General features: G+C 66.7%; 22 protein-coding genes and 1 riboswitch. Of the genes, 8 read left to right on the plus strand and 14 right to left on the minus strand.

What is annotated here, in order from left to right; translation table 11 throughout:
* Window positions 1–2: 2 nt before the first annotated feature.
* The 3 genes from RB623_RS10210 to cobA are packed head-to-tail and all read right to left on the minus strand — an operon-like array spanning window position 3 to window position 3140.
* On the minus strand, window positions 3–806 hold the full coding sequence (locus tag RB623_RS10210; protein WP_308056687.1) for an adenosylcobinamide-GDP ribazoletransferase: 804 nt from the start codon (window positions 804–806) through the stop codon (window positions 3–5).
* A 37-nt stretch (window positions 807–843) separates the two neighbouring features.
* Entirely contained in the window at window positions 844–2364 is a 1521-nt protein-coding gene (locus RB623_RS10215) for a cobyrinate a,c-diamide synthase (protein ID WP_308056689.1), read from the minus strand.
* Complete coding sequence (cobA, locus tag RB623_RS10220; protein WP_308056690.1) at window positions 2361–3140, minus strand: uroporphyrinogen-III C-methyltransferase; 780 nt, start codon at window positions 3138–3140, stop codon at window positions 2361–2363. Before cobA ends, RB623_RS10215 begins: the two co-directional genes overlap by 4 nt.
* A 53-nt stretch (window positions 3141–3193) precedes the next feature.
* Between cobA and RB623_RS10225 the strand changes: the two genes are divergently transcribed.
* A complete protein-coding gene (locus tag RB623_RS10225; protein WP_308056862.1) occupies window positions 3194–4288 on the plus strand; it encodes a cobalt-precorrin-5B (C(1))-methyltransferase in 1095 nt (364 codons plus the stop codon).
* Window positions 4289–4518: 230 nt separating this feature from the next.
* Here RB623_RS10225 and cobM read toward each other — a convergent pair whose 3' ends face one another.
* The 3 genes from cobM to cbiE are packed head-to-tail and all read right to left on the minus strand — an operon-like array spanning window position 4519 to window position 6889.
* Window positions 4519–5277 carry a precorrin-4 C(11)-methyltransferase gene (gene cobM / locus RB623_RS10230; RefSeq protein ID WP_308056691.1) on the minus strand — a complete coding sequence of 253 codons (759 nt, stop codon included), beginning with the start codon at window positions 5275–5277 and terminating at the stop codon, window positions 4519–4521.
* Window positions 5274–5678 carry a cobalamin biosynthesis protein gene (locus RB623_RS10235; protein WP_308056692.1) on the minus strand — a complete coding sequence of 135 codons (405 nt, stop codon included), beginning with the start codon at window positions 5676–5678 and terminating at the stop codon, window positions 5274–5276. Before RB623_RS10235 ends, cobM begins: the two co-directional genes overlap by 4 nt.
* The gene (gene cbiE, locus RB623_RS10240) at window positions 5657–6889 is read right to left on the minus strand and encodes a precorrin-6y C5,15-methyltransferase (decarboxylating) subunit CbiE (protein WP_308056863.1); all 1233 of its coding nucleotides are present in this window, start codon (window positions 6887–6889) and stop codon (window positions 5657–5659) included. Before cbiE ends, RB623_RS10235 begins: the two co-directional genes overlap by 22 nt.
* A gap of 1 nt (window position 6890) precedes the next feature.
* Between cbiE and RB623_RS10245 the strand changes: the two genes are divergently transcribed.
* Window positions 6891–7652: a cobalt-precorrin-6A reductase gene (locus RB623_RS10245; RefSeq protein WP_308056693.1), complete on the plus strand. Its 762-nt coding sequence runs from the start codon at window positions 6891–6893 to the stop codon at window positions 7650–7652.
* Here the strand turns inward: RB623_RS10245 and RB623_RS10250 are convergent.
* The 8 genes from RB623_RS10250 to RB623_RS10285 form a co-directional block, all read right to left on the minus strand.
* Complete coding sequence (locus tag RB623_RS10250) at window positions 7622–8380, minus strand: precorrin-3B C(17)-methyltransferase (protein ID WP_308056694.1); 759 nt, start codon at window positions 8378–8380, stop codon at window positions 7622–7624. The two genes, RB623_RS10245 and RB623_RS10250, sit on opposite strands and share 31 nt — an antisense overlap.
* Entirely contained in the window at window positions 8377–9144 is a 768-nt protein-coding gene (locus tag RB623_RS10255; RefSeq protein WP_308056695.1) for a precorrin-2 C(20)-methyltransferase, read from the minus strand. The genes RB623_RS10250 and RB623_RS10255 overlap by 4 nt, the downstream gene beginning before the upstream one ends.
* Window positions 9141–9773: a precorrin-8X methylmutase gene (locus tag RB623_RS10260; RefSeq protein ID WP_308056696.1), complete on the minus strand. Its 633-nt coding sequence runs from the start codon at window positions 9771–9773 to the stop codon at window positions 9141–9143. The genes RB623_RS10255 and RB623_RS10260 overlap by 4 nt, the downstream gene beginning before the upstream one ends.
* Window positions 9770–11215 carry a precorrin-3B synthase gene (gene cobG, locus RB623_RS10265; RefSeq protein ID WP_308056697.1) on the minus strand — a complete coding sequence of 482 codons (1446 nt, stop codon included), beginning with the start codon at window positions 11213–11215 and terminating at the stop codon, window positions 9770–9772. Before cobG ends, RB623_RS10260 begins: the two co-directional genes overlap by 4 nt.
* A 44-nt stretch (window positions 11216–11259) precedes the next feature.
* Entirely contained in the window at window positions 11260–14871 is a 3612-nt protein-coding gene (locus RB623_RS10270) for a cobaltochelatase subunit CobN (RefSeq protein ID WP_308056698.1), read from the minus strand.
* 68 nt (window positions 14872–14939) lie between these two features.
* Window positions 14940–15977 carry a cobalamin biosynthesis protein CobW gene (gene cobW / locus RB623_RS10275; RefSeq protein WP_308056699.1) on the minus strand — a complete coding sequence of 346 codons (1038 nt, stop codon included), beginning with the start codon at window positions 15975–15977 and terminating at the stop codon, window positions 14940–14942.
* Window positions 15974–16393, minus strand: coding sequence for a DUF1636 family protein (locus RB623_RS10280; protein ID WP_308056700.1), 420 nt, complete (start codon window positions 16391–16393; stop codon window positions 15974–15976). Before RB623_RS10280 ends, cobW begins: the two co-directional genes overlap by 4 nt.
* 34 nt (window positions 16394–16427) lie before the next feature.
* Window positions 16428–16632, minus strand: a riboswitch (cobalamin riboswitch).
* On the minus strand, window positions 16627–17868 hold the full coding sequence (locus tag RB623_RS10285; protein ID WP_308056701.1) for a winged helix-turn-helix domain-containing protein: 1242 nt from the start codon (window positions 17866–17868) through the stop codon (window positions 16627–16629). Its footprint overlaps the riboswitch before it by 6 nt.
* Before the next feature lie 274 nt (window positions 17869–18142).
* Between RB623_RS10285 and RB623_RS10290 the strand changes: the two genes are divergently transcribed.
* The 6 genes from RB623_RS10290 (at window position 18143) to RB623_RS10315 (ending at window position 22771) form a co-directional block, all read left to right on the plus strand.
* Complete coding sequence (locus tag RB623_RS10290) at window positions 18143–18508, plus strand: NADH-quinone oxidoreductase subunit A (RefSeq protein ID WP_308056702.1); 366 nt, start codon at window positions 18143–18145, stop codon at window positions 18506–18508.
* Complete coding sequence (locus RB623_RS10295) at window positions 18499–19080, plus strand: NADH-quinone oxidoreductase subunit B (protein WP_308056703.1); 582 nt, start codon at window positions 18499–18501, stop codon at window positions 19078–19080. Before RB623_RS10290 ends, RB623_RS10295 begins: the two co-directional genes overlap by 10 nt.
* 5 nt (window positions 19081–19085) lie before the next feature.
* The gene (locus RB623_RS10300) at window positions 19086–19691 is read left to right on the plus strand and encodes an NADH-quinone oxidoreductase subunit C (RefSeq protein WP_308056704.1); all 606 of its coding nucleotides are present in this window, start codon (window positions 19086–19088) and stop codon (window positions 19689–19691) included.
* Between the two features lie 8 nt (window positions 19692–19699).
* Window positions 19700–20890, plus strand: a complete 1191-nt coding sequence (locus RB623_RS10305; protein WP_308056705.1) for an NADH-quinone oxidoreductase subunit D — start codon at window positions 19700–19702, stop codon at window positions 20888–20890.
* 19 nt (window positions 20891–20909) lie between these two features.
* Window positions 20910–21485 carry a Uma2 family endonuclease gene (locus tag RB623_RS10310; protein ID WP_308056706.1) on the plus strand — a complete coding sequence of 192 codons (576 nt, stop codon included), beginning with the start codon at window positions 20910–20912 and terminating at the stop codon, window positions 21483–21485.
* Between the two features lie 305 nt (window positions 21486–21790).
* The gene (locus tag RB623_RS10315; RefSeq protein WP_308056707.1) at window positions 21791–22771 is read left to right on the plus strand and encodes an FkbM family methyltransferase; all 981 of its coding nucleotides are present in this window, start codon (window positions 21791–21793) and stop codon (window positions 22769–22771) included.
* Window positions 22772–22877 lie beyond the last annotated feature (106 nt).

Below are 22877 nucleotides of genomic sequence, written 5' to 3' on the forward strand. Positions count from 1 at the left end.
CATCAGAATACAGCGGATGCGATCAGCAGGATGAGGATTTCGGCTGCCTGCTGCAGGGCGCCGAGCGTGTCGCCGGTCTGGCCGCCGATCTTGTTCAGGCAGAGCGCTCGGAAGGCGAAAAACGTGGCCGCGAGCAGCACGGCGGTCACTAGCGCCGCGGCGAAGCCGAGCACCAGCAGCGACAGGAAACCCAGCATCAGCGCCGCACCGGCCACCGCCGGCTCGACATCTCCCGCGCCGGCCGCAAGGCCGTCCTGCCGCGCCGGCGGCACGAGGCGAATGAAGGCCGGCAGCAGCGCGCGCGAGCCGCCATGCGCGGCGAACAGGGCAAAAAACACAGCGCCCGATGCGGGAGCGGCCGCGTCGGGTGCGGCTCCCGCGTCCGCCGCCCCACTTGCCGCGATGGCCGCCAGAGCGCTCCAGCGCAGCAGCATCGACAGGCCGAGCGCCGAGGCACCGAACGCGCCGATGCGGCTGTCGCGCATGATGTCCAGTATGCGTTCGCGATTCCGCCCGCCGCCGAAACCGTCGGCGGTGTCGGACAACCCGTCCTCGTGCAGGCAGCCGGTGGCGAGCATGGTGACGGCCAGCGCCAGCGCCGCCGCCGGTCCCGGCGGCACGCCGAGGCCGCCTGCGGTCCAGAACGCCAGGCCGCCGATCAGCGCCACGACCCATCCGGCGATGGGCGCGGCCCAGATGGCCTCGGAAAGCTTTCTGTCTTCGAGCCGTACGTCCGGCAGCGGCAGCCGCGTGAAGAACAGGATGCAGAAGCCGACGTCGCGGACGATGTTCCTGGCGCTCGTCATGCCGAGCTGCCCGCCAGGCTGTTGCGAGGAGCGCCCACTAGCCCGCCCTCGCGATCGCATGGAAAAACGTGCCGCTGACCAGCCCGCGTCGGCCGCCGAAGGCGCCCAGCGGAGCACCTTGCCCGTCGGCGATGTTCGCGAGCGGCGCGTCCGGGCCGGCAGCGGTCAGCGAGGCATAGTGGAACTCGTGGCCGCGCACGGTGTCTCCCGCCTTGCCGATCGGGCAATCCGCAAGCAGCGTCGCCTGCCGGTAGCCGAGGTTCATCTTGCGTTTTGCAAAACTCGTCGAATGCCCGAGCAGACCGAGCATAGTGTGGGTCACGCCGTCGGCGTCCTCCAGTTTTTCCCCCAGCACCATGAAGCCGCCGCACTCGCCATGCACGGGCCGGGTTTCGGCGAACCGCCGCATGCCGTCGATGAAATTCCTGGCCGCCGCCAGTTTTCCGGCATGCAGTTCCGGATAGCCGCCCGGCAGCCAGCAGACATCGCAGGTTTCGTTGGGCGCCTCGTCGGCCAGCGGGGAGAACGGGATTAACTCGGCCCCTATAGCTTGCCACTGGGCGACGAGATGGGGGTAGAGGAAGGTGAACGCCGCATCCTTCGCCAGCGCGATGCGCTGGCCGGGGGGAGGGAGGGCGATGGCAGGGTCTTTTGTGGAGTGATGCTCGCCGTGGTCGGCCGTCTCCCCCTCACCCGCCCTCCGCTTCGCTCGGACGACCTCTCCCCGCTGGGGAGAGGAGGTCGTCGGCGTTGCTGCCTCGTTTTTCAACACTGAAAGGCGGGAGCCATCGGCGGCGAAACTCCTGTCCCCAGCGGGGAGAGGGTGGCCGAGCGAAGCGGAGGGCGGGTGAGGGGGCATCGATGCGTCGATCTCTCGAGCTATCCCCACAATCCGGTCGATGTCCAGCGAGCGCTCCATCACGTCCGCCAGCCGCTCGATATGCGCGTCGAGGTCGGCATGTTCGCTGGCCTGCACCAGGCCGAGATGGCGCTCCGGCAGCGTCATCGAGGCGTCGCGCATCACGCAGCCGACCACGGGCAGGCCGACCGCCTCGATCGCTTCACCCGCCAGCTTCCGATGCCGTTCGCTGCCGACGCGATTGAGCACCACGCCGGCAATCCGCACCGCCGGGTCGTAGGCGACAAAACCTTTGGCGACCGCGGCGGCGGTCTGCGACTGCCCGGACACGTCGAGCACCAGCAGCACCGGCAGGCCGAAACGCCGCGCCAGATCACCGGCCGAACCTGAGCGGCCATCCGCCGAGACGATGCCGTCGAACAGGCCCATGGCGCTTTCGATCACCAGGATGTCGGCGCTCTCCGCTGCCTCGCCCAGCAGCCGGCCGATGAGGGCAGGGGGCATTGCCCAGGAATCGAGATTGACGCCGGCCTGTCCGGTTGCCGCCTCGTGGAAGGCGGGGTCGATATAGTCCGGTCCCGACTTCGCCCCGCGCGCCGAAAGCCCGCGCCGCGTCAGCGCACGCAACAGGCCGATGGTGACGCTGGTCTTACCCGACCCCGAGCGCGGCGCGCCGATGATGATGCCGCGAGCGCTCACCCCCGTAACTCCGCCCGCATTTTTACGATCCCGCCGATGACGATCAGCGCCGGCGCGGCGACGCCTGCCTTCGCCGCCTCGTCGGCCAGCGTGCCCAGCGTCGCCACCACGACACGTTCGCGCGGCGTGGTCGCGTGCTCGATCACGGCGGCCGGCGTGTCCGCCGGCAGCCCACCGGCGACAAGCGCGGGCGCGATCAGCGGCAGGTTTTTCAGTCCCATATAGACGACGATCGGCTGGCCGGTTTTTGCGAGCGCCGCCCAGTCGAGGTCCTCGTCGGTGCCCGCCGCGTGGCCGGTCGCCAGCACCACGGCCTTGTTGATGCCGCGCATCGTGGCGGGAATGAATGCGCCGGCGAGCCCCGCCAGCGCCGAGGTGATGCCCGGCAGCACGCGGAACGGAATGCCGGCTTTCTTGAGCGCCAGCGCTTCCTCGCCGCCGCGCCCGAACATGTAGGGGTCGCCGCCCTTCAGGCGCAGCACGCGTTTGCCCTCGCGCGCCAGCGCGATCAGCCGCCGGGTGATGTCCTCCTGCTCGGTGGAAGGTTTTCCGCCGCGTTTTCCCGCGAAATGCCGCTCTGCCTTGCCGGCAATGGCCAGCACCGCCTCCGACACCAGTGCGTCGTAAACGATGCAATCCGCCTCAGCCAGCGCCGAAAGCACGTCGAGCGTCAGGCAGCCGGGGTTGCCCGGCCCGGCGCCGGCCAGCCAGACATGGCCCGGCTGGAAAGCGGGCGGGTGAAAATCAAGGCGGGCGATGGCGTCGGCGAGGCTCATGGACGTCGCTTTGGACGATGACGCCCGCTCTTCGCAAGCCTATAGACGACATGATGGAGACAGAAGAGCGACCGCTGAAGCGCGGCTGGACCACTGGCGCCTGCGCCGCCGCCGCGGCCAAGGCTGCCTGCGCGGCGCTGCTGACCGGCGAATTTCCGGACCCGGTGGAGATCGGACTGCCCGGCGGACAGCGCGTCGCCTTCGCGCTCGCCGTCAACGAGACCGGCGACCGAGAAGCCACGGCCGGCATCGTCAAGGACGCGGGCGACGATCCGGACGTCACTCATGGCGCGCTGGTGAAAGCCACGGTTCGGCCGGGTGCTGCGGGCTCTGGCGTCACCTTCCGCCGCGGCGAGGGCGTTGGCCTTGTCACCAGGCCGGGCCTGCCGGTGGCGGTCGGCGAGCCGGCGATCAATCCGGTGCCGCGAAAGATGATCGCGGAGTCGGTGCGCGAGGCAGCCGGCGAGGCCGCCGACATCGAGGTGGAGATTTCCGTGCCCGACGGCGCGGCGCTGGCACCAAGGACGCTCAATCCGCGCCTCGGCATTCTGCACGGCATCTCGATCCTTGGTACGACCGGGGTCGTCATTCCCTATTCGTGCTCGGCCTGGATCCATTCCATCCATCGCGGCATCGATGTCGCTCGCGCCATGGGGCTGACCCACGTCGCCGGTTCCACCGGCAATTCCTCCGAGGCGGCAGTGCAGAAGTTCCACGGTTTGCACGAGGTGGCGCTGATCGACATGGGCGATTTCGTCGGCGGCATGCTGAAATATGTGCGGGCCCATCCCGTGCCGCGCGTCACCATCGCCGGCGGCGTCGCCAAGATGACCAAACTGGCGCAGGGCATGTTCGATGTGCACTCCAAGCGCGGCGCGGCCGATCTCGACGCGCTGGCGGCGCTGGTGGTGCAGGTCGGCGGATCGGTGGAACTGGCCGAAGCGGTGAAGGGCGCCAACACCGTGGCGGAAGCGTTTTCCATGGCGCGGGCGGCAGGCGCGCCCATTGGCGACGCCGTGGCCGAGGCCGCCTGGCGCACCGCCGCGCCGGCTTTGCGAGGGGCGGACGTCGAACTGGAGATTCTCGTATTCGATCGGGAAGGCGGTTTGCAGGGGAGGAAGGGGTTTATGTCGGTGAGGGAGGGATAGGCGGGTAACTTGGCATTCTACGTTGCCCCCCTCTGTCCTGCCGGACATCTCCCCCACGAGGGGGGAGATTGGCAGCTTCGGCTTCTCCGCTCGTTCTGCAACCTTGGCGATTGGCGAAACCAGTGCGGCCGATTCAATCTCCCCCCTTGTGGGGGAGATGTCCGGCAGGACAGAGGGGGGCAACGTAGAGCGCCTTCGAGCCCGTCGGCGTCGGGCTGGAGGAGAAATCATCACTCCCGCCCCCTGAACCGCCGCTGGTACGTCGGATCGTAAAGCGAGCTCTCGCGGAACTCCCCGATACCCAGCGAGCGCCCGACAAAGATCACCGCCGTCCGTTCGATCGGCTCCGCCGCCAGCAGCCCGGAAATGGTGGACAGCGTGCCGCGAAGGATGCGCTCGTCCGGTCGCGAGGCATGAAAGACGATCGCCACCGGGCAGTCGGCCCCGTAGAGCGGCGACAACTCCTCGACGATCTTTTCCAGCGCATGGATGGCGAGGTGGATTGCCAGTGTCGCTCCGGTCGCGCCGAAGGCGGCCAGCGTCTCTTTCGGCGGCATCTTCGAGGCACGGCCGGAAACCCGCGTCAGCACCAGGCTCTGCGCCACTTCCGGGATCGTCAGTTCGCGTCTGAGGCTGGCGGCCGCGGCGGCGAAGGACGGCACGCCGGGCGTCAGCGTATAATCGATGCCGTGCTTCTCCAGCCGCCGGATCTGCTCGGCCACCGCGCTCCACACCGAAAGGTCGCCGGAATGCAGCCGCGCCACGTCCTGGCCGGCGACATGGGCGGCGACATATTCCTGTTCGATCTCGTCCAGCGACATCGGCGCGGTGTCGACCATCCTTGCGCCCGGCGGGCACCAGTCGAGCATTTCCTTCGCCACGATCGAACCGGCATAGAGGCAGACGGGGCAGCGGGCGATCAGGTCGCGGCCGCGCACGGTGATCAGGTCCGCCGCGCCGGGGCCGGCGCCGATGAAATGCACCGTCATGGCAAAACTCCGTCGCTCGCCAGCGCGCAGGTGACCGGCCCGACGGCGACGCGCGGTCCGAGCAGTTTTCCCCTTGGCCCGAGGGCGGCGAGCGCCGCCGCTTCGGAAGCCGACGGCGCGCCGGTCGCTTGCAGCGACCGGTCGGAGCGGGACAACGTCCGTTCGCCGGCATTTTGCAGTTCCGCCCGGCCGATGACCAGCACGATCAACCCCAGCGTGTTTGCCGCCTTGTGGATCGCCGGCTCGTCGGTCTTCTGTTCCGGCACCGCCAGCGCTTCCAGGTCGCCGGCCTCGGCGCCATGCGCGGCAAGCGCGGCGCGGATCGCGACCAGCACCTCCACCTCGCTCACGCCTGTCCGGCAGCCCAGCCCGGCGACAATCATGGTTTTTTCCAGATCCATTGGGTGACCGGCATGGCCGGCCGCCAGCCCCGCATGGAGCCGACGGGTGCCGCCCGCGACACGGCCAGCCGGATCAGCTCGCCGCCCAGCACCGCATGCTGGGCGATCAGCACCGCCTCCATCTCCAGCGTCACCGCATTGGCGACCAGCCGCCCGCCCGGCTTGAGTGCTGCCACCGCCGCCTCCATCACACCGGCCTCGCTGCCGCCGCCGCCGACAAAAATCGCGTCCGGGGTGGGCAGTCCTTCGAGGGCGTCAGGGGCCGATCCGTGGACGATCTTCAGGCCCGGCACACCGAGCGCCTGCACGTTGCGGCCGATGCGCGCCGCCCGTTCCGGGTCGGCCTCGATGGCGATCGCCTTGAGCGAAAAATGACGCAGCATCCACTCGATCGAAATCGATCCGGAGCCGGCGCCGATGTCCCAAAGCAGTTCGCCCCGCAGCGGCGCGAGGGACGACAATGTGAGCGCGCGAATTTCGCGTTTGGTCAATTGTCCGTCGTGCTCGAAGAGGTCGTCGACCTGGCCTGAAGCCAGGGAAATGAAGCTCGTGGCGGCCGTCGAGGCGACCTCTACGGCCAACACATTGAGCGGATTGAATCTTTCGGACTTCACGCTGTCCGCGCGCAGCGTCGTGAGCCGCTCGTCCGGTCCGCCGAGCGCTTCGAGGACGGTCAGCCGCGACAACCCAAAACCCAATTCCGTCAGATAGTTGGCAATCTTTCCGGGTGCGTCGGCATCGGATGTCAGCGCAAGGATGCGGGCGCCGGGATGCAGCAGCAGCCGGAGCAGCGAGATCGCCTTGCCGTGCAGCGAGACGGTCTCGATTTCCGGGAGCGCCCAGCCGAGCTGGCTTGCGGCCAGCGAAAAGGCGGAAGCCGCTGGAATTACGCGCATTTCGTCCGCCGGCACATGCCGCGCCAGTGTCGTGCCGACACCGTGCAGGAACGGGTCGCCGGACGCCAGTACGCATACTTTCCGGCCCCGCAAGGCCAGTATTGCGCGCATTTCCGAATCGAAGGGTGACGGCCAAGGCTTTGATTCACCTTTGATTTCCGTCTCGGCCAGCGCCAGGTGCCGCTTGCCGCCGAACACGATGTCAGCCTCGGCGATCCGCCTCCGGGCTTCCGCGCCGAGCCCGTCAAGTCCGTCTTCGCCGATGCCGATAATGGATAGCCATCGTCCCGCCGCCATGTTTTGATCAGCAGTCATCATGATCCACCGTGTTCTGATTCTCGGCGGCACGACGGAAGCCCGGCAACTCGCCGAACGGCTCGCCGGTCGGGTCGAGTTTGCGGTGATGCTGTCGCTGGCCGGCCGCACCGCGAACCCGGTCGACCACCCTGTGCCGGTGCGCAGCGGTGGTTTCGGTGGCGTCGAGGGTCTTGCCAACTATCTGAAAGAACAAGAGATTGCGCTGCTGATCGACGCCACGCATCCCTACGCGGCGCGCATTTCCGCGAATGCCGCGCAAGCTGCCGGGGAGGCCGGTGTCAAGATTCTTGCGCTTCGCCGCCCGGCGTGGCGACGCCAACCCTATGACCGCTGGACGCTTGTCGCCGACGCTGAAGCCGCCGTCGCCGCGCTCGGAACGCATCCGCGAAAGGTATTTTTGGCGCTTGGCCGGCAGGAGCTTGTCCCATTCGAAGCCGCGCCCCAGCATTCCTACCTGATCCGCAGCGTCGACCCGGTCGAACCGCCGCTCGGGGTGCCGAATGCGGACTACATTCTGGCGCGCGGCCCGTTTGCCGAGGATGCGGAAAAGGCGCTTCTGGTCGACCGCCGCATCGACGCCATCGTCGCCAAAAACAGCGGCGGAACAGCCACTTACGGCAAGATTGCGGCGGCGCGGACGCTGGGCATAGAGGTGATCCTGTTCCGGCGGCCGGTCCTGCCGCCGGTGGAAACCGCGGAGACGGTCGACGATGCGATGGCCGCGATCGATCATTGGCTGGCCAGCGAACGTGGGGTGTAGATCAGCGCCGGCCTGTCGGCGCGCGGGATTGCTCGCGTTTCTGGCGAGCCGATGATGACGCAGGTCGCCATGTCGGCCTTTCCGGTATCGACTTCGCCCAGCGAAAAAACCTCGATCCGCTCGTCCGTTCGGCCGGCGGCGCGGCCGAAAACCACAATGGTTTCAGCAGGTAACACTGTGCGCAGCTGCTCGAATGCCTTGCCCAATTGCCAGGGCCGCGCCTTGCTGATCGGGTTGTAGAGCGCAATCACGAAACCAGCTTCAGCCGCCGCGACCAGCCGGCGCTCGACCACGTCCCAGGGCTTCAGATTGTCCGACAGCGAGATCGCGCAGAAATCATGGCCGAGCGGCGCGCCGATTCGGGCCGCCACGGCGAGCATGGCGGTTACACCTGGCACGATTTCGATGTCGATGTTGCGCCAGGCCGCCGGCCCGGCCTCGATTGCTTCGCAGACGGCCGCCGCCATGGCGAAGACGCCGGGGTCGCCGCCGGAGACCACCGCGACCGTCTCGCCTTCCGCTGCCCTGGCAAGCGCGGCCCGCGCCCGCGAAATTTCTTCGCGGTTGTCGGAGGATATCGCCGTCTGGTCGAGTCTTAGTTCCAGGCGGTCGAGGTAAGGCTTGTAACCGTAGAAGAATTTGGCTTCGGCCACCGCCGCGCTCGCCTGCGGCGTGACCTGGTCGGGGCTGCCGGGTCCAAGCCCGACGACGAACAGGCGGCCGCTCACAGCACTACCCCGGATTCCGTCACGCTGCCGGGGCGGCCGAGCCAGCCGGGGATCAGCACGATCGAGAAATAGGGCGCGATGTCGTCGGCCTTGTCGGCGAGCCGCATCGCCGCGCCGTTGGCCATCGTGCCGCGCTCGACATAGAAGGCGCGCTCGAGTCGGCCGGTGGCATCCAGCGCGCGCCGGATTTTTGGCAGATTGCGCCCCACCTTCATGATTACCGCAGCGTCGGTGTCGTTGAGCCGGCGCGCCAGCTCGAACTCGCTCATAGTGCCCGGAAGCACGGTGAGCACGTCGTCGCCCTGGACGATAGGCTGGCCGGTGGCCGACCAGCAGCCGGACATGGCGGTGACGCCTGGCACGACCTCGGTGGGATAAAGATGCGCCAGGCGCACATGCAGGTGCATGTAGGAGCCGTAGAACAGCGGGTCGCCCTCGGAGAGCACCGCCACTGTGCGGCCGGCGTCGAGGTGGCCGGCGACGGCCGCCGCCGACTGCTCGTAGAAGGCCAAAATCCGCGCCTTGTAGTCGTCGTGGTCCTTGGCCATCTCGGTGGTGACCGGGTAATGCAGCGGGAGTTCGATGACACCGGGCTTCAGCCGGCCCTCGACGATGGCGCGCGCATTGCCGTTAGAGCCGCGCTTGGCGAAATGCGCCAGCACATCGGCCTCGCCCAGCGCCCGCACCGCCTTCAGCGTCAGCAATTCGGGATCGCCCGGCCCGGTGCCGACGCCGATCAGTCGGCCTGTTTGCTGCGCGCTCACAGGCCGGCCCTCGCCAGTGCGTTGAGGCAGGCGGCAGTCATGGCGCTGCCGCCCAGCCGCCCGCGCACGATGGCGTAGGGCACGCCGTAGGAATTTTCGGCCAGTGCGTCCTTCGATTCCGCCGCGCCGACAAAGCCGACCGGCATGCCGAGGATCGCGGCCGGCTTCGGCGCGCCGTCGCGCAGCAATTCCAGCAGGTAGAACAAGGCGGTAGGCGCGTTGCCGATTGCCACGACCGAGCCGGCCATGCGCTCGCCCCACAGTTTTATTGCGGCGGCGGAACGGGTGTTGCCGATTTCCTTCGCCAAAGCCGGTGTGCGCGGGTCGCGCAATGTGCAGATCACCTCGTTGCCGGCCGGCAGCCGGGCGCGAGTGACGCCGTGCGCCACCATCTGGGCGTCGCAGAAGATCGGCGCGCCGGCGGCAAGCGCGGCGCGTGCCGCCGGGACGAAATTTTCGCCGAACACGAACTGCCGCGCCGCCTCTACCTGGCCGCAGGCATGGATCATGCGGATGGCGATGTCCGCCTCGGCCCCGGAAAAGCGCGACAGGTCGGCTTCCGCCCGGATGATGGCGAAGGAGCGTTCGTAGATGGCGTCGCCGTCGCGGATGTAGTCGTAGGCCGTCATGGTCTGTCCTGTTCGAATGCGGCCTTCAAGCATGCCGATTGCGCGGGCGAAAGGGCTGCCGTCGTCCCGTCGACGACCTTTGCACTGCCCGTCCGCCGTTCCGCATGAAGTTTCGTGGCCGCCGCCGCGATCGCTTCGGCCAATCCGGCTGCCGACCTGTAGGCGAGTGGCCGTGCCCTGGTTGTTCCGTGGACGACAAGCCCCGCGCCGTTTTCGCCACCGACGATGGTGATATCGGCCGCGGCCTGCCGCGCGCAGCCCTTTTCGCAGCCGGAGATGTGGATGGAGAGGTTTTGTGCGCCGGGGGGGAGCGACCGGGCTACCTCCTCGGCAATGGCGCGCGCTGCGATTTTTCCCGATGCGCAGGCCGGCGCACCGGGGCAGGCGGCGATCGACCGGCGCGGATCGACCGCATCGGTGACGAAGCCGAGTTTTGCGGCGTGTTTGCGCAGCGCCTGCGCGGCTTCGAGGGAGGGGCAGATCGGCAGCAGGGTGCGTGCGGGGGCAGGGCGGATGTCGGCGATGCCGAGTGCCTCGGCATGGCGGGCGAGGTTGATGAGGCGGGCGGCGTCGATGTGGCCGAAGGGGAGGGAAATGGGGAGGGTGTAGCCACCCTCTCGCAAACGATAGAAATCAGGCAACGGCGGTTTGCGATGCTTGTGCTCTATGTTGCCCCCCTCTGTCCTGCCGGACATCTCCCCCACAAGGGGGGAGATCGAGCCGGCCGCTCGGCTTTCGCAAACCTTCGGTGCAGGAGAAGCGACTTGGGCAAAGCTGCCAATCTCCCCCCTTGTGGAGGAGATGTCCGGCAGGACAGAGGGGGGCAACGTAGAGCGCAATTGGTTCAGTGCGCGGTCATCCGCAACATCTCTCGCCCTCGCGCCTTGGCCTTGCATCGCGATCTTCGTCAGCACCGTCAGTGCGGCTTCGATTGCACCATCTTCCTGGTACGATCCCAGCAGCTTCGCAGTTCCCGAATCACCAGCGAGCGCCACACGCCACAGCATGTGACCATCGCACTTACCGGCCGTCAGCCGAACATCCGCCACGATGTCATCCCGCGAAACCTGGCCTCGGCCATCGACCACGACCGACACTTTCGGTCCGAGCCTGTCGGTCAACCCCAATGCGTCGATACCCTCGCCGATGCGCCGCGCCAGCGCCACGGAGTCGCCGATCTCCTCCGGATCCATACCCGCCAGCGGGCTGATCTCGACCGGCGCGCCGGTGCGGACGTCTATCGCCAGCGCGTCGACGTCCTCGGCGAAGCGGCTGGCCGACATGGTGGAAAATCCGCGGAACTGGCAACTGCCGCGCGCCGTCACCTCGACGATGCCGTTACCGTGGCGCGCCGCCGATTCGCAGAGTCCGATCAATTGCTTCGGCGAAAATCCTCCGGAAACGGGCGAGAGCCGGATCAGCAGCCCGTCGCCGGTGGACATCGGGGCTGACAGCGCCGGGCAGGCGCCGCGTCTGAGGGAGGCGCTCATTCGGCGGCCTGCGGGGCGGACGCTTCCGCGATGAGGGTGGCGAGATCGTCGTCGACCGAGTTACGCAGCGGATGCCACAGTCCGCGTCGCCGCGCGGCGGCAAAGCGCTCGGCAATGAAACGGGCGGCGGCCGGATTCTCGCGCAGCAAAAAATCGCGGACACGCGGGTCGCCGACATAGGCGTCGTGAATGGCCTCGATCAGAGTGCCGGGAATGGCATTGGTGGTTTCGGCGAAGCCCACCAGCCGGTCCACGGTCTCGGCGAATTCGGAGGCGCCGCGCGGACCGTGGCGCATCTGGCCTTCGATGAAGCGCGGATTGGTGGCGCGCGCCCGCACCACGCGGGTCACCGCCTCGGTCACCGAGCGCGGACGCGGTCTTGCCGGATCGCTGGTGTCCAGCACGATCACGTCGGCATTCTTTCCGAGCGCCGCAAGCGCCGCCGAAAAACCGCCGATGAAGGCCACGTCGGCGGAGCCCTCGAGAATGTCGCGGGTCGGGTCGTCGCCGGTATGGACCAGAAGATCGGCTTCGGCGATGCGGCCGGCGAAATCGCCGGGCGCGGCCACCGCCTCGCCCTCGGCGCCGCCATAGGCATGGGATGCGTTTTCCAGATACGCCTTTCCAATCTCCTCCCTGGTGCTCCATTCGCCGCGGGCCAGAAGATCCTCGACGCCGGCGCCATAGGTGCCCGGCGACGAACCGAAAATGCGCGGCGGCGTCTTGCCGCCCAAGCGCGTCTCGGCTGCCAGTGGATTGTCGGCAAAATCCTCGTCGCAGGCCGCGACGGCGCGGGCGGCGGCGTCCATCAAAGCGATCTGCGTAGGGAACATGTCGCGGAACAGGCCGGAGATGTGCCAGGTGACGTCGATGCGCGGGCGGCCGAGCAGGGCCTGCGGCAAGACCTCGATGCCGGTGACGCGGCCGGTGGCGGGGTCCCATTGCGGGCGGCAGCCCATCAGCGCCAGGCCTTGGGCGATCTCCTCGCCGCCGGTGCGCAGCGAGGCGCTGCCCCACAGGTCGATGACCAGCGCGCGCGGCCAGTCGCCGTGGTCCTGCAGGTAGCGGCGCAGCACCTCCTCGGCGGCGGCCTTGCCGAGGTCGAAGGCGGTCGGCGTCGGCATTGTGCGCGGATCGGCGGTGAACAGGTTGCGGCCTGTCGGCAGCACGTCGGTGCGGCCACGCGCCGGGGCGCCGGCAGGCCCGGCGCGGACGTGGCGTCCGTCGAGTGCGGCGAGCAGGTTTTTGCGCTCGGCATCGGCGCTGGCGATGCGCAGCGGGTCCGCCTCGTCCAGCGCGGAGCGGCCATAGATGTGCAGCCCGTCCTTGACGGCAAAATCCTTGAGGTCGCACAGCCAGGCGTCGATGCGGCGCAGCGCTTCGTCCGGTGCGTCGGTTCTCGCCACGCCGGCCTCGGCGGCGAGGCCGGATTTCGCCGCCGTCTCGACGATCAGCTTTGCCAGCCGGTCGCGGCGACGGCGGTCGAGGCCGTCGGCCTGCGCATATTCGTCGACCAGCCGCTCCAGCTTCTGCTTGTCCGCGTCGAGGCCGGCGGCGCTCATGGGCGGCGGCAGATGGCCGAGCGTGACCGCCGCGATACGGCGCTTCGCCTGCGCGGCCTCGCCGGGATTGCTGACGATGAACGGATAGACGACCGGCAGGGGACCGGTGACGACTTCCGGAAAGCAGTTTTTGCCCAGCGCCACCGTCTTGCCCGGCAGCCATTCCAGCGTGCCATGGGCGCCGACATGGACGAGCGCATGGGCGCCGAGCGTTTGGCGTAGCCACAGGCCAAAGGCGATCAGCGCATGGCGCGGCGGCAGGGCGGCGTCATGATAGTCGGCGCGGCGGTCGGCGGAGCGCCCGCGGTCGGGCGCAAGGGCGACGGTGACGTTGCCGAAGGTGGCTGCGCGGAAGGGGTAGTGCGCTCCCTCACTCTCCCCCTTGTGGGGAGGGTCGGGAAGCACGTCGAGCTTTGCGAGACGCGCGAGCCGGGGTGGGGGGTTCGGAGGTTGGTTCTTTTCAGCACCCCCACCCCGCCTCACGATCTCCGCTTCGCTCCCATCGCTCGTCGACCCTCCCCACAAGGGGGAGGGTGAGGGCGCAGTATCTTCCACCGCATCGCCCCACGCGGCCTCGACGGCATTCGTCGCCTCGACCGGCAAACCGGCCGCCATCCGCCGATAGTCTTCCAACGCCAGCCCATGGCCGCTGTTTTCCAGTAGATTCAGCAATTCGCGGGGCGATTCGGGAATCGAATCAACAAAATAGCCGGCAGACTTCAGGTCGTGCAGCAGGGCGAGCACGCTGGCCGGCACGTCGAGGCCGACCGCATAGCCGGTGCGACCCGGAGCCGAGGGATAGTCGGGAATGAGGATCGCCAGCCGCTTTTCGTCGCGCGGCGTCGCGGCCAGCCGCAGGAACGCTGCGATCCGTGCGGCCACCTGCTCGATGCGGTCAGGCTCCGGCGTGTTCGCCTGCGCGGTAAAGCCGAGCGCCTGGTCCGCGATACTTTGCGCCTTGAAGGAGATCGCGCCGGCAAGCACGCGGCCGTCGAGCTCTGGCATGACGACATGCATGGCGAGGTCGGCCGGCGCCAGCCCGCGCGCATTTTTTTCCCATGCATCGCGGCGGGTGGTGGCGACGATCACCTGGAACACCGGCACGCCGGCGCGGTCGAACAAGGTCTCCGCACCCGGCTCCGCGCCCGTCGCGAAGGCGGTGGCGGTGACGATCGCGGCGGGCTTGAGGTCGGCTATTGCCGATTCGACAAAAGCGACCGACTCCTTGTCCTTGAGACTCGAGACGAAGATCGGCACCGGGCGGATGCCCCTTGCGGCCAGCGCCTCGCACAGCGCATCGATCGGCGCGACGTCGTCGGCGAGCAGCATCGAGCGATAGAAGAGGATGGGGACGACGGGTGCAGTTGTTCCTTCTCCCCGTTTACGGGGAGAAGGTGGCCCGAAGGGCCGGATGAGGGGCGGCGCGACCTTGTCGGATGTGGACTCCCGCCCCTCATCCCCCTGCCGGGACCTTCTCCCCGTGAACGGGAAGAAGGGAACTCGTTCATAAAACCCCGCCTTCGGCACGACCACCGGCACCGCGCCGCCGTTTTCGCCCCGCGCCAGTCCCGCGAGCCGGCGGACCAGCAAATCCATGTTGCCGGGTCCGCCTTCGCGGAAAAACGCGAGCAGTTCATCAAGCTCGGGCCGCGAGAGGGTCGAGCACTCCACTAGCCGCTCGTCCTGCTCTCGGCATTCGCCGGGAAGCAAGGCTAGCCGGATGCTTTTGGCACGGGCAAGGGCGGCGAGCTGGTCGCAGCCATAGCGCCACCAGTCGTAGCCACCGAGGATGCGGACGAGGATCACCTTGGCGTGTGCCGCGACCTTGTCCAACCAGAGGTCGACCGACATCGGATGGCGCAGGTCGCGCAGAGCTGCCAGCCGCATCGAGGGCAGCGCGTCGCCGCCGCGCCGCCAGGCGGAGGCGATTGCGGCAAGATCGCTGTCGGTGAAGGACAGGCCCACGATATCCGCGGACGACTGGGCAAGGTCGACCGGCTCAACCAGATCGTCGAGCGAGGCGGATGTCGTGGGCAGGATGTGCATGGCGCGAACCTACCAGATCGCCACGGCGGAGTTCACTGCCTTGCGGATGGAGCGCGACATTGCGGTCGCTATCCCAGCAGAATCCGCTCGACCTTCGCCCGGTCGAGGCCGCGCAGACCGATCACCACCAGCCGCGAGCGGCGGTCGTCGGCGCTCGTCCAGGCGCGGTCGTAATAGTGGTTGACGCGCGGGCCGACCGCCTGAACCAGCAGCCGCATCGGCTTACCTTCGATCTGGATGAAACCCTTCATGCGCAGCACGTTCTCGCTTTCGGCGGCGGCCGAGATGCGGCCGGCGAGTTGATCCGCGTCGGTCACGTTCGGCAGTTCGACGATGAAGGAATCGAAATCGTCGTGCTCGTGGTCGAGTTCGTCGTCATGGTGGGTTTTTCTGTTCTCGATATCGTCCTCGACCGCGAGGCCAAGCCCGAGCAGCACCGACGGATCGACGCGGCCCTGCGCCGTCGGAACCACCTTCACGGCGCGTGAAAGATGCTCGTCGATCAGGCTTTTGGCCTTGCCGGCCGCGTCGGCGTTCATCAGGTCGCTCTTGGAAAGAATCACCAGATCGGCGCAAGCTACCTGGTCCTCAAAAACTTCCTCGACCGGGTCGTCATGATCGAGCGTGCTATCGGCGGCGCGCTGGGCGGCGAGTGCGTCCATGTCGGAGGCGACTTTTCCGGCGGCGAGGGCGGGACCGTCCACCACCGCGACGACGCCGTCGACGGTGACGCGGCTCTTGACGCTAGGCCACTGGAAAGCCTGCACCAGCGGTTTTGGCAGCGCCAGCCCGGAGGTCTCGATGATGATGTGGTCGACCTTCGGCTCCATGGCGAGAATCTTGTCCAGCGCCGGTACGAAATCGTCGGCCACGGTGCAGCACAGGCAGCCATTGGCCAGTTCGATGATGTTTTCCTCCGGGCAGGCCTCGACGCCGCAGCCTTTTAGAATCTCGCCGTCGATGCCGACGTCGCCGAACTCGTTGACGATCAACGCGAGCCGCCGCCCGCCGGCGTTTTCGAGGATGTGGCGGATCATCGTGGTCTTGCCGGCGCCGAGGAAGCCGGTGACGACTGTGCAGGGGGTTCTGGCAAGCGAGGCGGTCATGAAAAATCCTTGAGCAGGGAAGCGGGCGGGATGCGGGCGATAAGCCCGCGTTTCAGGCAGTCGGGGCGGCCGCGCCATGGCAGCAGGCCGTCCTGCGACGTGGCAAACAATTTCGCGCCGGCGACGAACTCGACAGCGTTGTCGACGGTAAGGTCGCCGAAGACATAGCTCCAGCAGTTTTCGCGCAGCATGGCGGCGCTGAGGCGGCGCTTGCAGTTGCCGAGGCATTCGATCTGGCGGACGGCAATGCCCTCGCCATGAGCGATTTCGCGAACGCGGTCGCCGAGGATCTCGCCCGCGCGTGGCCGGGCGTCGGAGCCGGTTTCGTCGCGGCAGGACGAGCAGACGACCAGCGTCACGCCGGTATCGGCGGTTTGCGCGGCAGTGGTCGCCGGGGAGAAGGCGGTGTGGTCCAAACAAAACTCCTCGTCCGGGTCACCCGCCGGACAATGGGATTTCTAGGCTGACGGCAGGTCTCCTGGCTCGCGGCTCCTTCGCCTCGCGCCGCCTTCCCGGATTTTTCGTCCAGTGGCATTCGGCGCGGGCTGGCCGCCTACAGTTGCGGGGACAGCCGCGGAGTTGGGCGAAAACCCGCACCGCGTTCCCTCTTAGCCCTTCCCGTTGCGGGGAAGGGACCGTCGGCCACGATTTAGGCCCCGGCGGCGGAGCCTGTCAACGCGGCGGAGCGACCATGGATGTCGCACAGCGCCGGGCCGAGGTCGCCGGCGGGCGTGATTTCGATCCGCTCCAGCCCGAGCCAGCCGCGCATCAGCTCGATTTCGGCCGCCAGTTCCTCGGCCGTGTTGGCGGGGGCGCCGGGCTCGGAATAGGCGGCGAGCACGCGCAGCACGCCGGCAGGCCTGTCGGCCTTCATGTCGACGCGCCCGACAACGGTGTCGCCGAGCAGGAAGGGCAGCACGTAATAACCGAACTGCCTCTTCTCGGCCGGCGTATATATCTCGATGCGGTAGTGGAAGTCGAACAGCCGCTCGGAGCGGGCGCGTTCCCACACCAGCGGATCGAAGGGGGCGAGCAGGGCGCGCGCCTCGACCTTTCGGGGCAGCCGCGCGCCCGAATAGAGGTAAGCCTGGTTCTTCCAGCCCTCGACCGAGACCGGCAGCAGGTCGCCCGATTCGACCAGTTCCTCCAGACGGCCCTTCACGTCGCCGGGCGACAGCCGAAAGTAGTCGCGCAGGTCGCCATAAGTGGCGATGCCGAGCGCTCGGGCGGACCTGAGCAGCAGTTCACGATGCGCATCGGCAGGCGCGACGTCGGGACGCTCGAAAATTTCCTTCGGCAGCACGCGCTCGGGCAGGTCGTAGAGCCGCTGGAAGCCGCGGCGCGAGGCGGTTGTGATCCTGCCGGCCCAGAACAGCCATTCGAAGGCGTGCTTTTCGTCGCTCCAGCCCCACCAGCCGCCCTTGCCCTTGGCGCCGTCAATGTCCGAGGCGGCGATCGGGCCGCGCGCCTTGACCTCTTGGAATACCTCTTCGATGAGCGGCATCTTGTCGTCGGCCCAACGGGCAAGGCCCTTGTAGATTTCCTGGTCGTCATTGGCGTGCGCCCGCTCCATGCGCCAGCGCATCAGCGGCCAGGTTTCCAACGGCAGCAGCGAGGCCTCATGCGCCCAGTATTCGAACAGCATGCGTTTCCTGCCCGGCGCGGCGGCCTCGTCGAGCAGCGCCATCGGGTAGGGACCGAGGCGAGAGAACAGCGGCATATAGTGAGCGCGCACCACGGCGCTCACGGAATCGATCTGCAGCAGGCCCAGCCGGTCGAGTGTTTTCGTGAGATGCCGCCGCGTGATCGGGCCTTCCGGGCGCGGCTCGGCAAGGCCTTGCGCGGCGATGGCGATGCGGCGGGCGAGGGCGGAAGAGATTTTTTCCTTCATGCGGGATTCGGCTTTTCGTTTCTGCAGAATCATATGGGCAGGCTTGTGGGGCCGCGTCCATCCGCCCAACGCACCATCCTGACAGCGTCCATGTCCCAACTACGCTGCGAAATCACCGAGGTGCGGCTTGCTTCCCCCAAGCGGCTGCGCTAACCGTCGCCGCATCGCAGCAAGGTTTTCGGGCGCTGGCCGGACGGGTCAGACTGTCGCGGTCCCAGCCTCCCGTTCCGTGCTAAGATCGGATCAGTCAGGATCGCCAACGGAAGGCCGGATCATGGACGGGCTACTCAATTCCTATCTTCCCGTCGTCATATTTCTCGCCGTGTCGATCGCCATTCCGGTCGCGCTGGTGGCGGCGCCCTATCTTGTGGCCTACCGCAACCCCGACCCGGAAAAGCTGTCGGCCTATGAGTGCGGCTTCAACTCCTTCGACGACGCCCGCATGAAGTTCGACATCCGCTTCTATCTGGTGTCGATCCTGTTCATCATCTTCGACCTGGAAGTGGCCTTTCTCTTCCCATGGGCGGTGTCGTTCGGCCAGATCGGCATGCTCGGTTTCTGGTCGATGATGATCTTTCTCGCCGTGCTGACCATCGGCTTCATCTATGAGTGGAAAAAGGGCGCGCTGGAATGGGATTGAACGACGCTTCCGCCACGCTCGTCGCGCCGCGGCCGAAGGGCATCATCGATCCGAATACCGGAAAGCCGGTCGGGTCGGACGACGTGTTCTTCGGCGAGTTGAACAACGAGTTGTCCGACAAGGGTTTTATCGTCACCTCATCCGAGGCGCTGATCACCTGGGCGCGCACGGGCTCGCTGATGTGGATGACGTTCGGGCTGGCCTGCTGCGCCGTCGAGATGATGCACATCTCGATGCCGCGCTACGACGCCGAGCGTTTTGGCATCGCGCCGCGCGCATCGCCGCGCCAATCGGACGTGATGATCGTCGCCGGCACGCTGACAAACAAGATGGCGCCGGCGCTGCGCAAGGTCTACGACCAGATGCCGGAGCCTCGCTACGTCATCTCCATGGGCTCCTGCGCCAATGGCGGCGGCTACTATCATTATTCCTATTCGGTGGTGCGCGGCTGCGACCGCGTGGTGCCGGTCGACATCTATGTGCCCGGCTGCCCGCCGACGGCGGAAGCGCTGCTCTACGGCATTTTGCTGCTGCAGAAAAAGATCCGCCGCACCGGCACGATCGAACGGTGATCTGAATGAGCGAAGCGCTTAACGATCTCTCGGCCTATCTGTCCGAGAAGCTTGGCGGGCGGCTGGACAAGGCCGTCGCCGCCTATGGCGAACTGACGCTGTCGGTCGAGGCGGCAAACATCGTCGAGGTGCTGTCCTTCCTGAAAAATGATGTGCAGTGCCAGTTCGTGTCGTTCATCGACATCTGCGGCGCCGACTACCCGTCGCGCGCAAAACGGTTCGACGTGGTCTATCATCTGCTGTCGCCGCGCCAGAACCTGCGCATCCGCGTCAAGGTGCAGGCCGACGAGGATACGATGGTGCCGTCCGTCACCAGTGTCTATCCGGGCGCGGACTGGTTCGAGCGAGAGGCCTACGATCTCTACGGCATCCTGTTCTCCGATCATCCGGACCTGCGCCGCATCCTCACCGACTACGGTTTCGAGGGGCATCCGCTGCGCAAGGATTTCCCGCTGACCGGTTTCGTAGAGGTGCGCTACGACGACGAGGCCAAGCGCGTGGTCTACGAGCCGGTGGAGCTCAAGCAGGAATTCCGCAATTTCGATTTCATGTCGCCATGGGAAGGCACGGACTACGTGCTGCCGGGCGACGAAAAAGCCAAGACGAACTGAGGCGCATTATGGCCGAAACCTCGGTACGCAACTTCAACATCAATTTTGGCCCGCAGCATCCGGCGGCGCATGGCGTTTTGCGCCTCGTGCTGGAACTGGACGGGGAGGTGGTCGATCGCGTCGATCCGCATATCGGACTGCTGCATCGTGGCACCGAAAAGCTGATCGAGGCAAAGACCTATCTCCAGGCCGTGCCGTATTTCGACCGGCTCGACTATGTCGCGCCGATGAACCAGGAGCATGCCTTCGCGCTTGCCGTCGAGCGGCTGCTGGGCGTCGAGGTGCCGATCCGCGGCCAACTGATCCGCGTGCTCTATTCCGAGATCGGCCGCATCCTGTCGCATCTGCTCAACGTCACCACGCAGGCGATGGACGTCGGCGCGCTCACCCCGCCGCTGTGGGGCTTCGAGGAACGCGAAAAACTGATGGTGTTCTACGAGCGGGCCTGCGGCGCGCGCATGCACGCGGCCTATTTCCGGCCGGGTGGCGTCCATCAGGACCTGCCGCAGAAGCTGGTCGAGGACATCGGCAAGTGGATCGATCCGTTCCTCCAGACGGTCAAGAATCTCGACGACCTGCTTACCGGCAACCGCATCTTCAAGCAGCGTAACGTCGATATCGGTGTGGTGTCGCTCGACGACGCCTGGGCCTGGGGCTTTTCGGGTGTCATGGTGCGCGGCTCCGGTGCTGCCTGGGACTTGCGCAAGAGCCAACCCTACGAATGTTATCCTGAGATGGAATTCGACATTCCGATCGGCAAGAACGGCGATTGCTACGACCGTTACCTGATCCGTATGGAGGAGATGCGGCAGTCGGCGAAGATCATGCGCCAGTGCGTGGACCGGCTGCTCGGCAAGGAAAGCAGCGGGCCGGTCTCCAACATGGACGGCAAGATCGTGCCGCCGAAGCGGCCGGCAATGAAGCGCTCGATGGAAGCGCTGATCCACCACTTCAAGCTCTATACCGAGGGCTACCACGTGCCGGCCGGCGAGGTTTATGCTGCGGTGGAAGCGCCCAAGGGCGAGTTCGGCGTGTATCTTGTTTCCGACGGCACCAACAAGCCGTACCGCTGCAAGCTGCGCGCGCCTGGCTTCGCGCATCTGCAGGCCATGGACTTCCTCTGCCGCGGCCACATGCTGGCCGACGTCTCGGCCATTCTGGGCTCGCTCGACATCGTGTTCGGAGAGGTGGATCGGTAGGTTCGGGAGGTGGCCGCCGATGGTGGCTTTGCCGAAGACAAAATTGGCGGTTCAAGACTATCTTCGCTGGTCCCAGTCCCAACCTGATGGCCGGTTCGAACTGGTGGGCGGCCATGTCGTCATGATGTCGCCCGAAACGGTTCGCCACGTTCACGTAAAAAACGAAGCCTGGCTTGCCTTACGGAACGCAATCAAGCGGGCCGGACTGAAGTGTGCCGCCTTCGGCGATGGGGTTGGTGTCCAAATCGACGATGAAACTGTGCGCGAGCCCGACGTTTCGGTGCAGTGCAAGGTTGCCGAGGATAACTCGCTGCTGCTCGATGAGCCTGTTGTCGTGCTGGAGGTCGTTTCGCTTTCCAGCGTTCGCAGCGACACCGGCGCAAAGGTGGCCGAATATTTTCGCGTGCCGAGCATCCTTCACTATCTGATTGTCGATCCATTCAGCCGCTCCGTCATTCATCACAGCCGCGCCGGCGACAGGCATTCGATTTCGACTCGGATCGTTACCTCGGGTGAAATCGAACTGTCTCCGCCCGGCTTTGTCGTCCCGGTGGCCGATCTTTTGGGCGGAGAGGCCTCCGACGCCGCAGGTTGACCCCACATTCAGCCGGATGGTTCGTTGAAGACACTGCAGTTTGCTGCTGCCCTTTCACTACCTGCCGCGCCGCCTTGGCGCAGGACAAGCCGACCGTCGAGTCGTTGCTCAAGCAAGTGATGGGCGTTTTCCCGTCCAATGCCGGATCCGGGCATCCAGCTCGAGAACGCGATAACGACTCCGTAAGCGCTTCCCTCTAGGTTCTGCGTCCTGGCCGCACCTGGCGGGGCGCTGAAGCTTCCTTGCGTGGGCCGGGTTCGGCCAAGGCATGGGACACCGTCCGCATGCGCAGCGGAGGACGTTCGATGCAGACTGCGGTCCCTGGCGCCATCGTCGTCGATGCCCGGACGGGCCGCATCGAGGGCGCGAACATCCTTGAACGGACGGCGCTTGTTGCCATGCGCGCCACGCTTGCCATCCTGATCCCCTTCGACAATTTCGGCTTCTCCTATATCGCCCGCACGCTGCGGGCCGTGCTGCCCAGCAAGAAGCGCGTCATCTTCCGGCTTGACGACGACAGTCTTATGCAGGTGCGCTATGGCGACCCGTACTGGTCGACGCTTGTCTCGCCCAACTATGGCTACGAGCCATCGATCCAGGCGCTGCTGGCAGATTCGCGCGACGTCGCCTACGGCTTCATCGATGGCGGCGCCAATCACGGCTACTGGTCGATCCTGGTCAGCGGGCAGGCGGCGGGGTCGAAACCTTGCGTGGCGATCGAGGCCGCCTCCGATACGTTCCGCCTGCTCGACGAGAACAGCCGCTTGAACGGCAGGCGGTTCACCGCGCTCGACCGGGCGATCGGCGCCACCAGCGGCGAGCGCGTGCGCATCTACGGCGCCAAGCACGAGGCACGCTCCGCCATCGCACCGTCGGCGGATGCGGTGCCGATTCTCGACGTCGACACGATCACGGTGGACGACGTCGCCGCCATGCCAGAATTCGCCGGAGTGGAGAAGTTCGTCGTCAAGCTCGACGTCGAAGGCGTCGAGATACCGGCATTTTCCGGCGCTTCGCGGCTGCTCGAAACCGACACTGCCTTCGTCTACGAGGAGCACGGCTCCGACCGCACGCACCAGGTGACGCGCCACGTGCTGGAGATACTGAAGCTGCGGGTCTTCTGGATGGGCGAGGGCACTGCCAAGGAGATCGCATCGATCGACGAGTTGGATAGGATCAAGGTGTTCCGCCGCACCGGCTACGACATGGTCGCCAGCCGCAGCCCGTTCTGGATTGGGAGGTTCGAACGCTTCGTCGCAGGCAGGGCGGAGCGCGGTCCCCACTGAGCCGCCTCCCGAGATGCCAACGGACATCCCACGTCACGCCCTATTCCATGACTGGCCATGATCCAGCGCACGACTCGGGCCGGCGCAGGACAGAGGCCGATTGGCA

The organism is Mesorhizobium sp. LHD-90 (assembly GCF_030929505.1).
GTDB lineage: Bacteria > Pseudomonadota > Alphaproteobacteria > Rhizobiales > Rhizobiaceae > Kumtagia.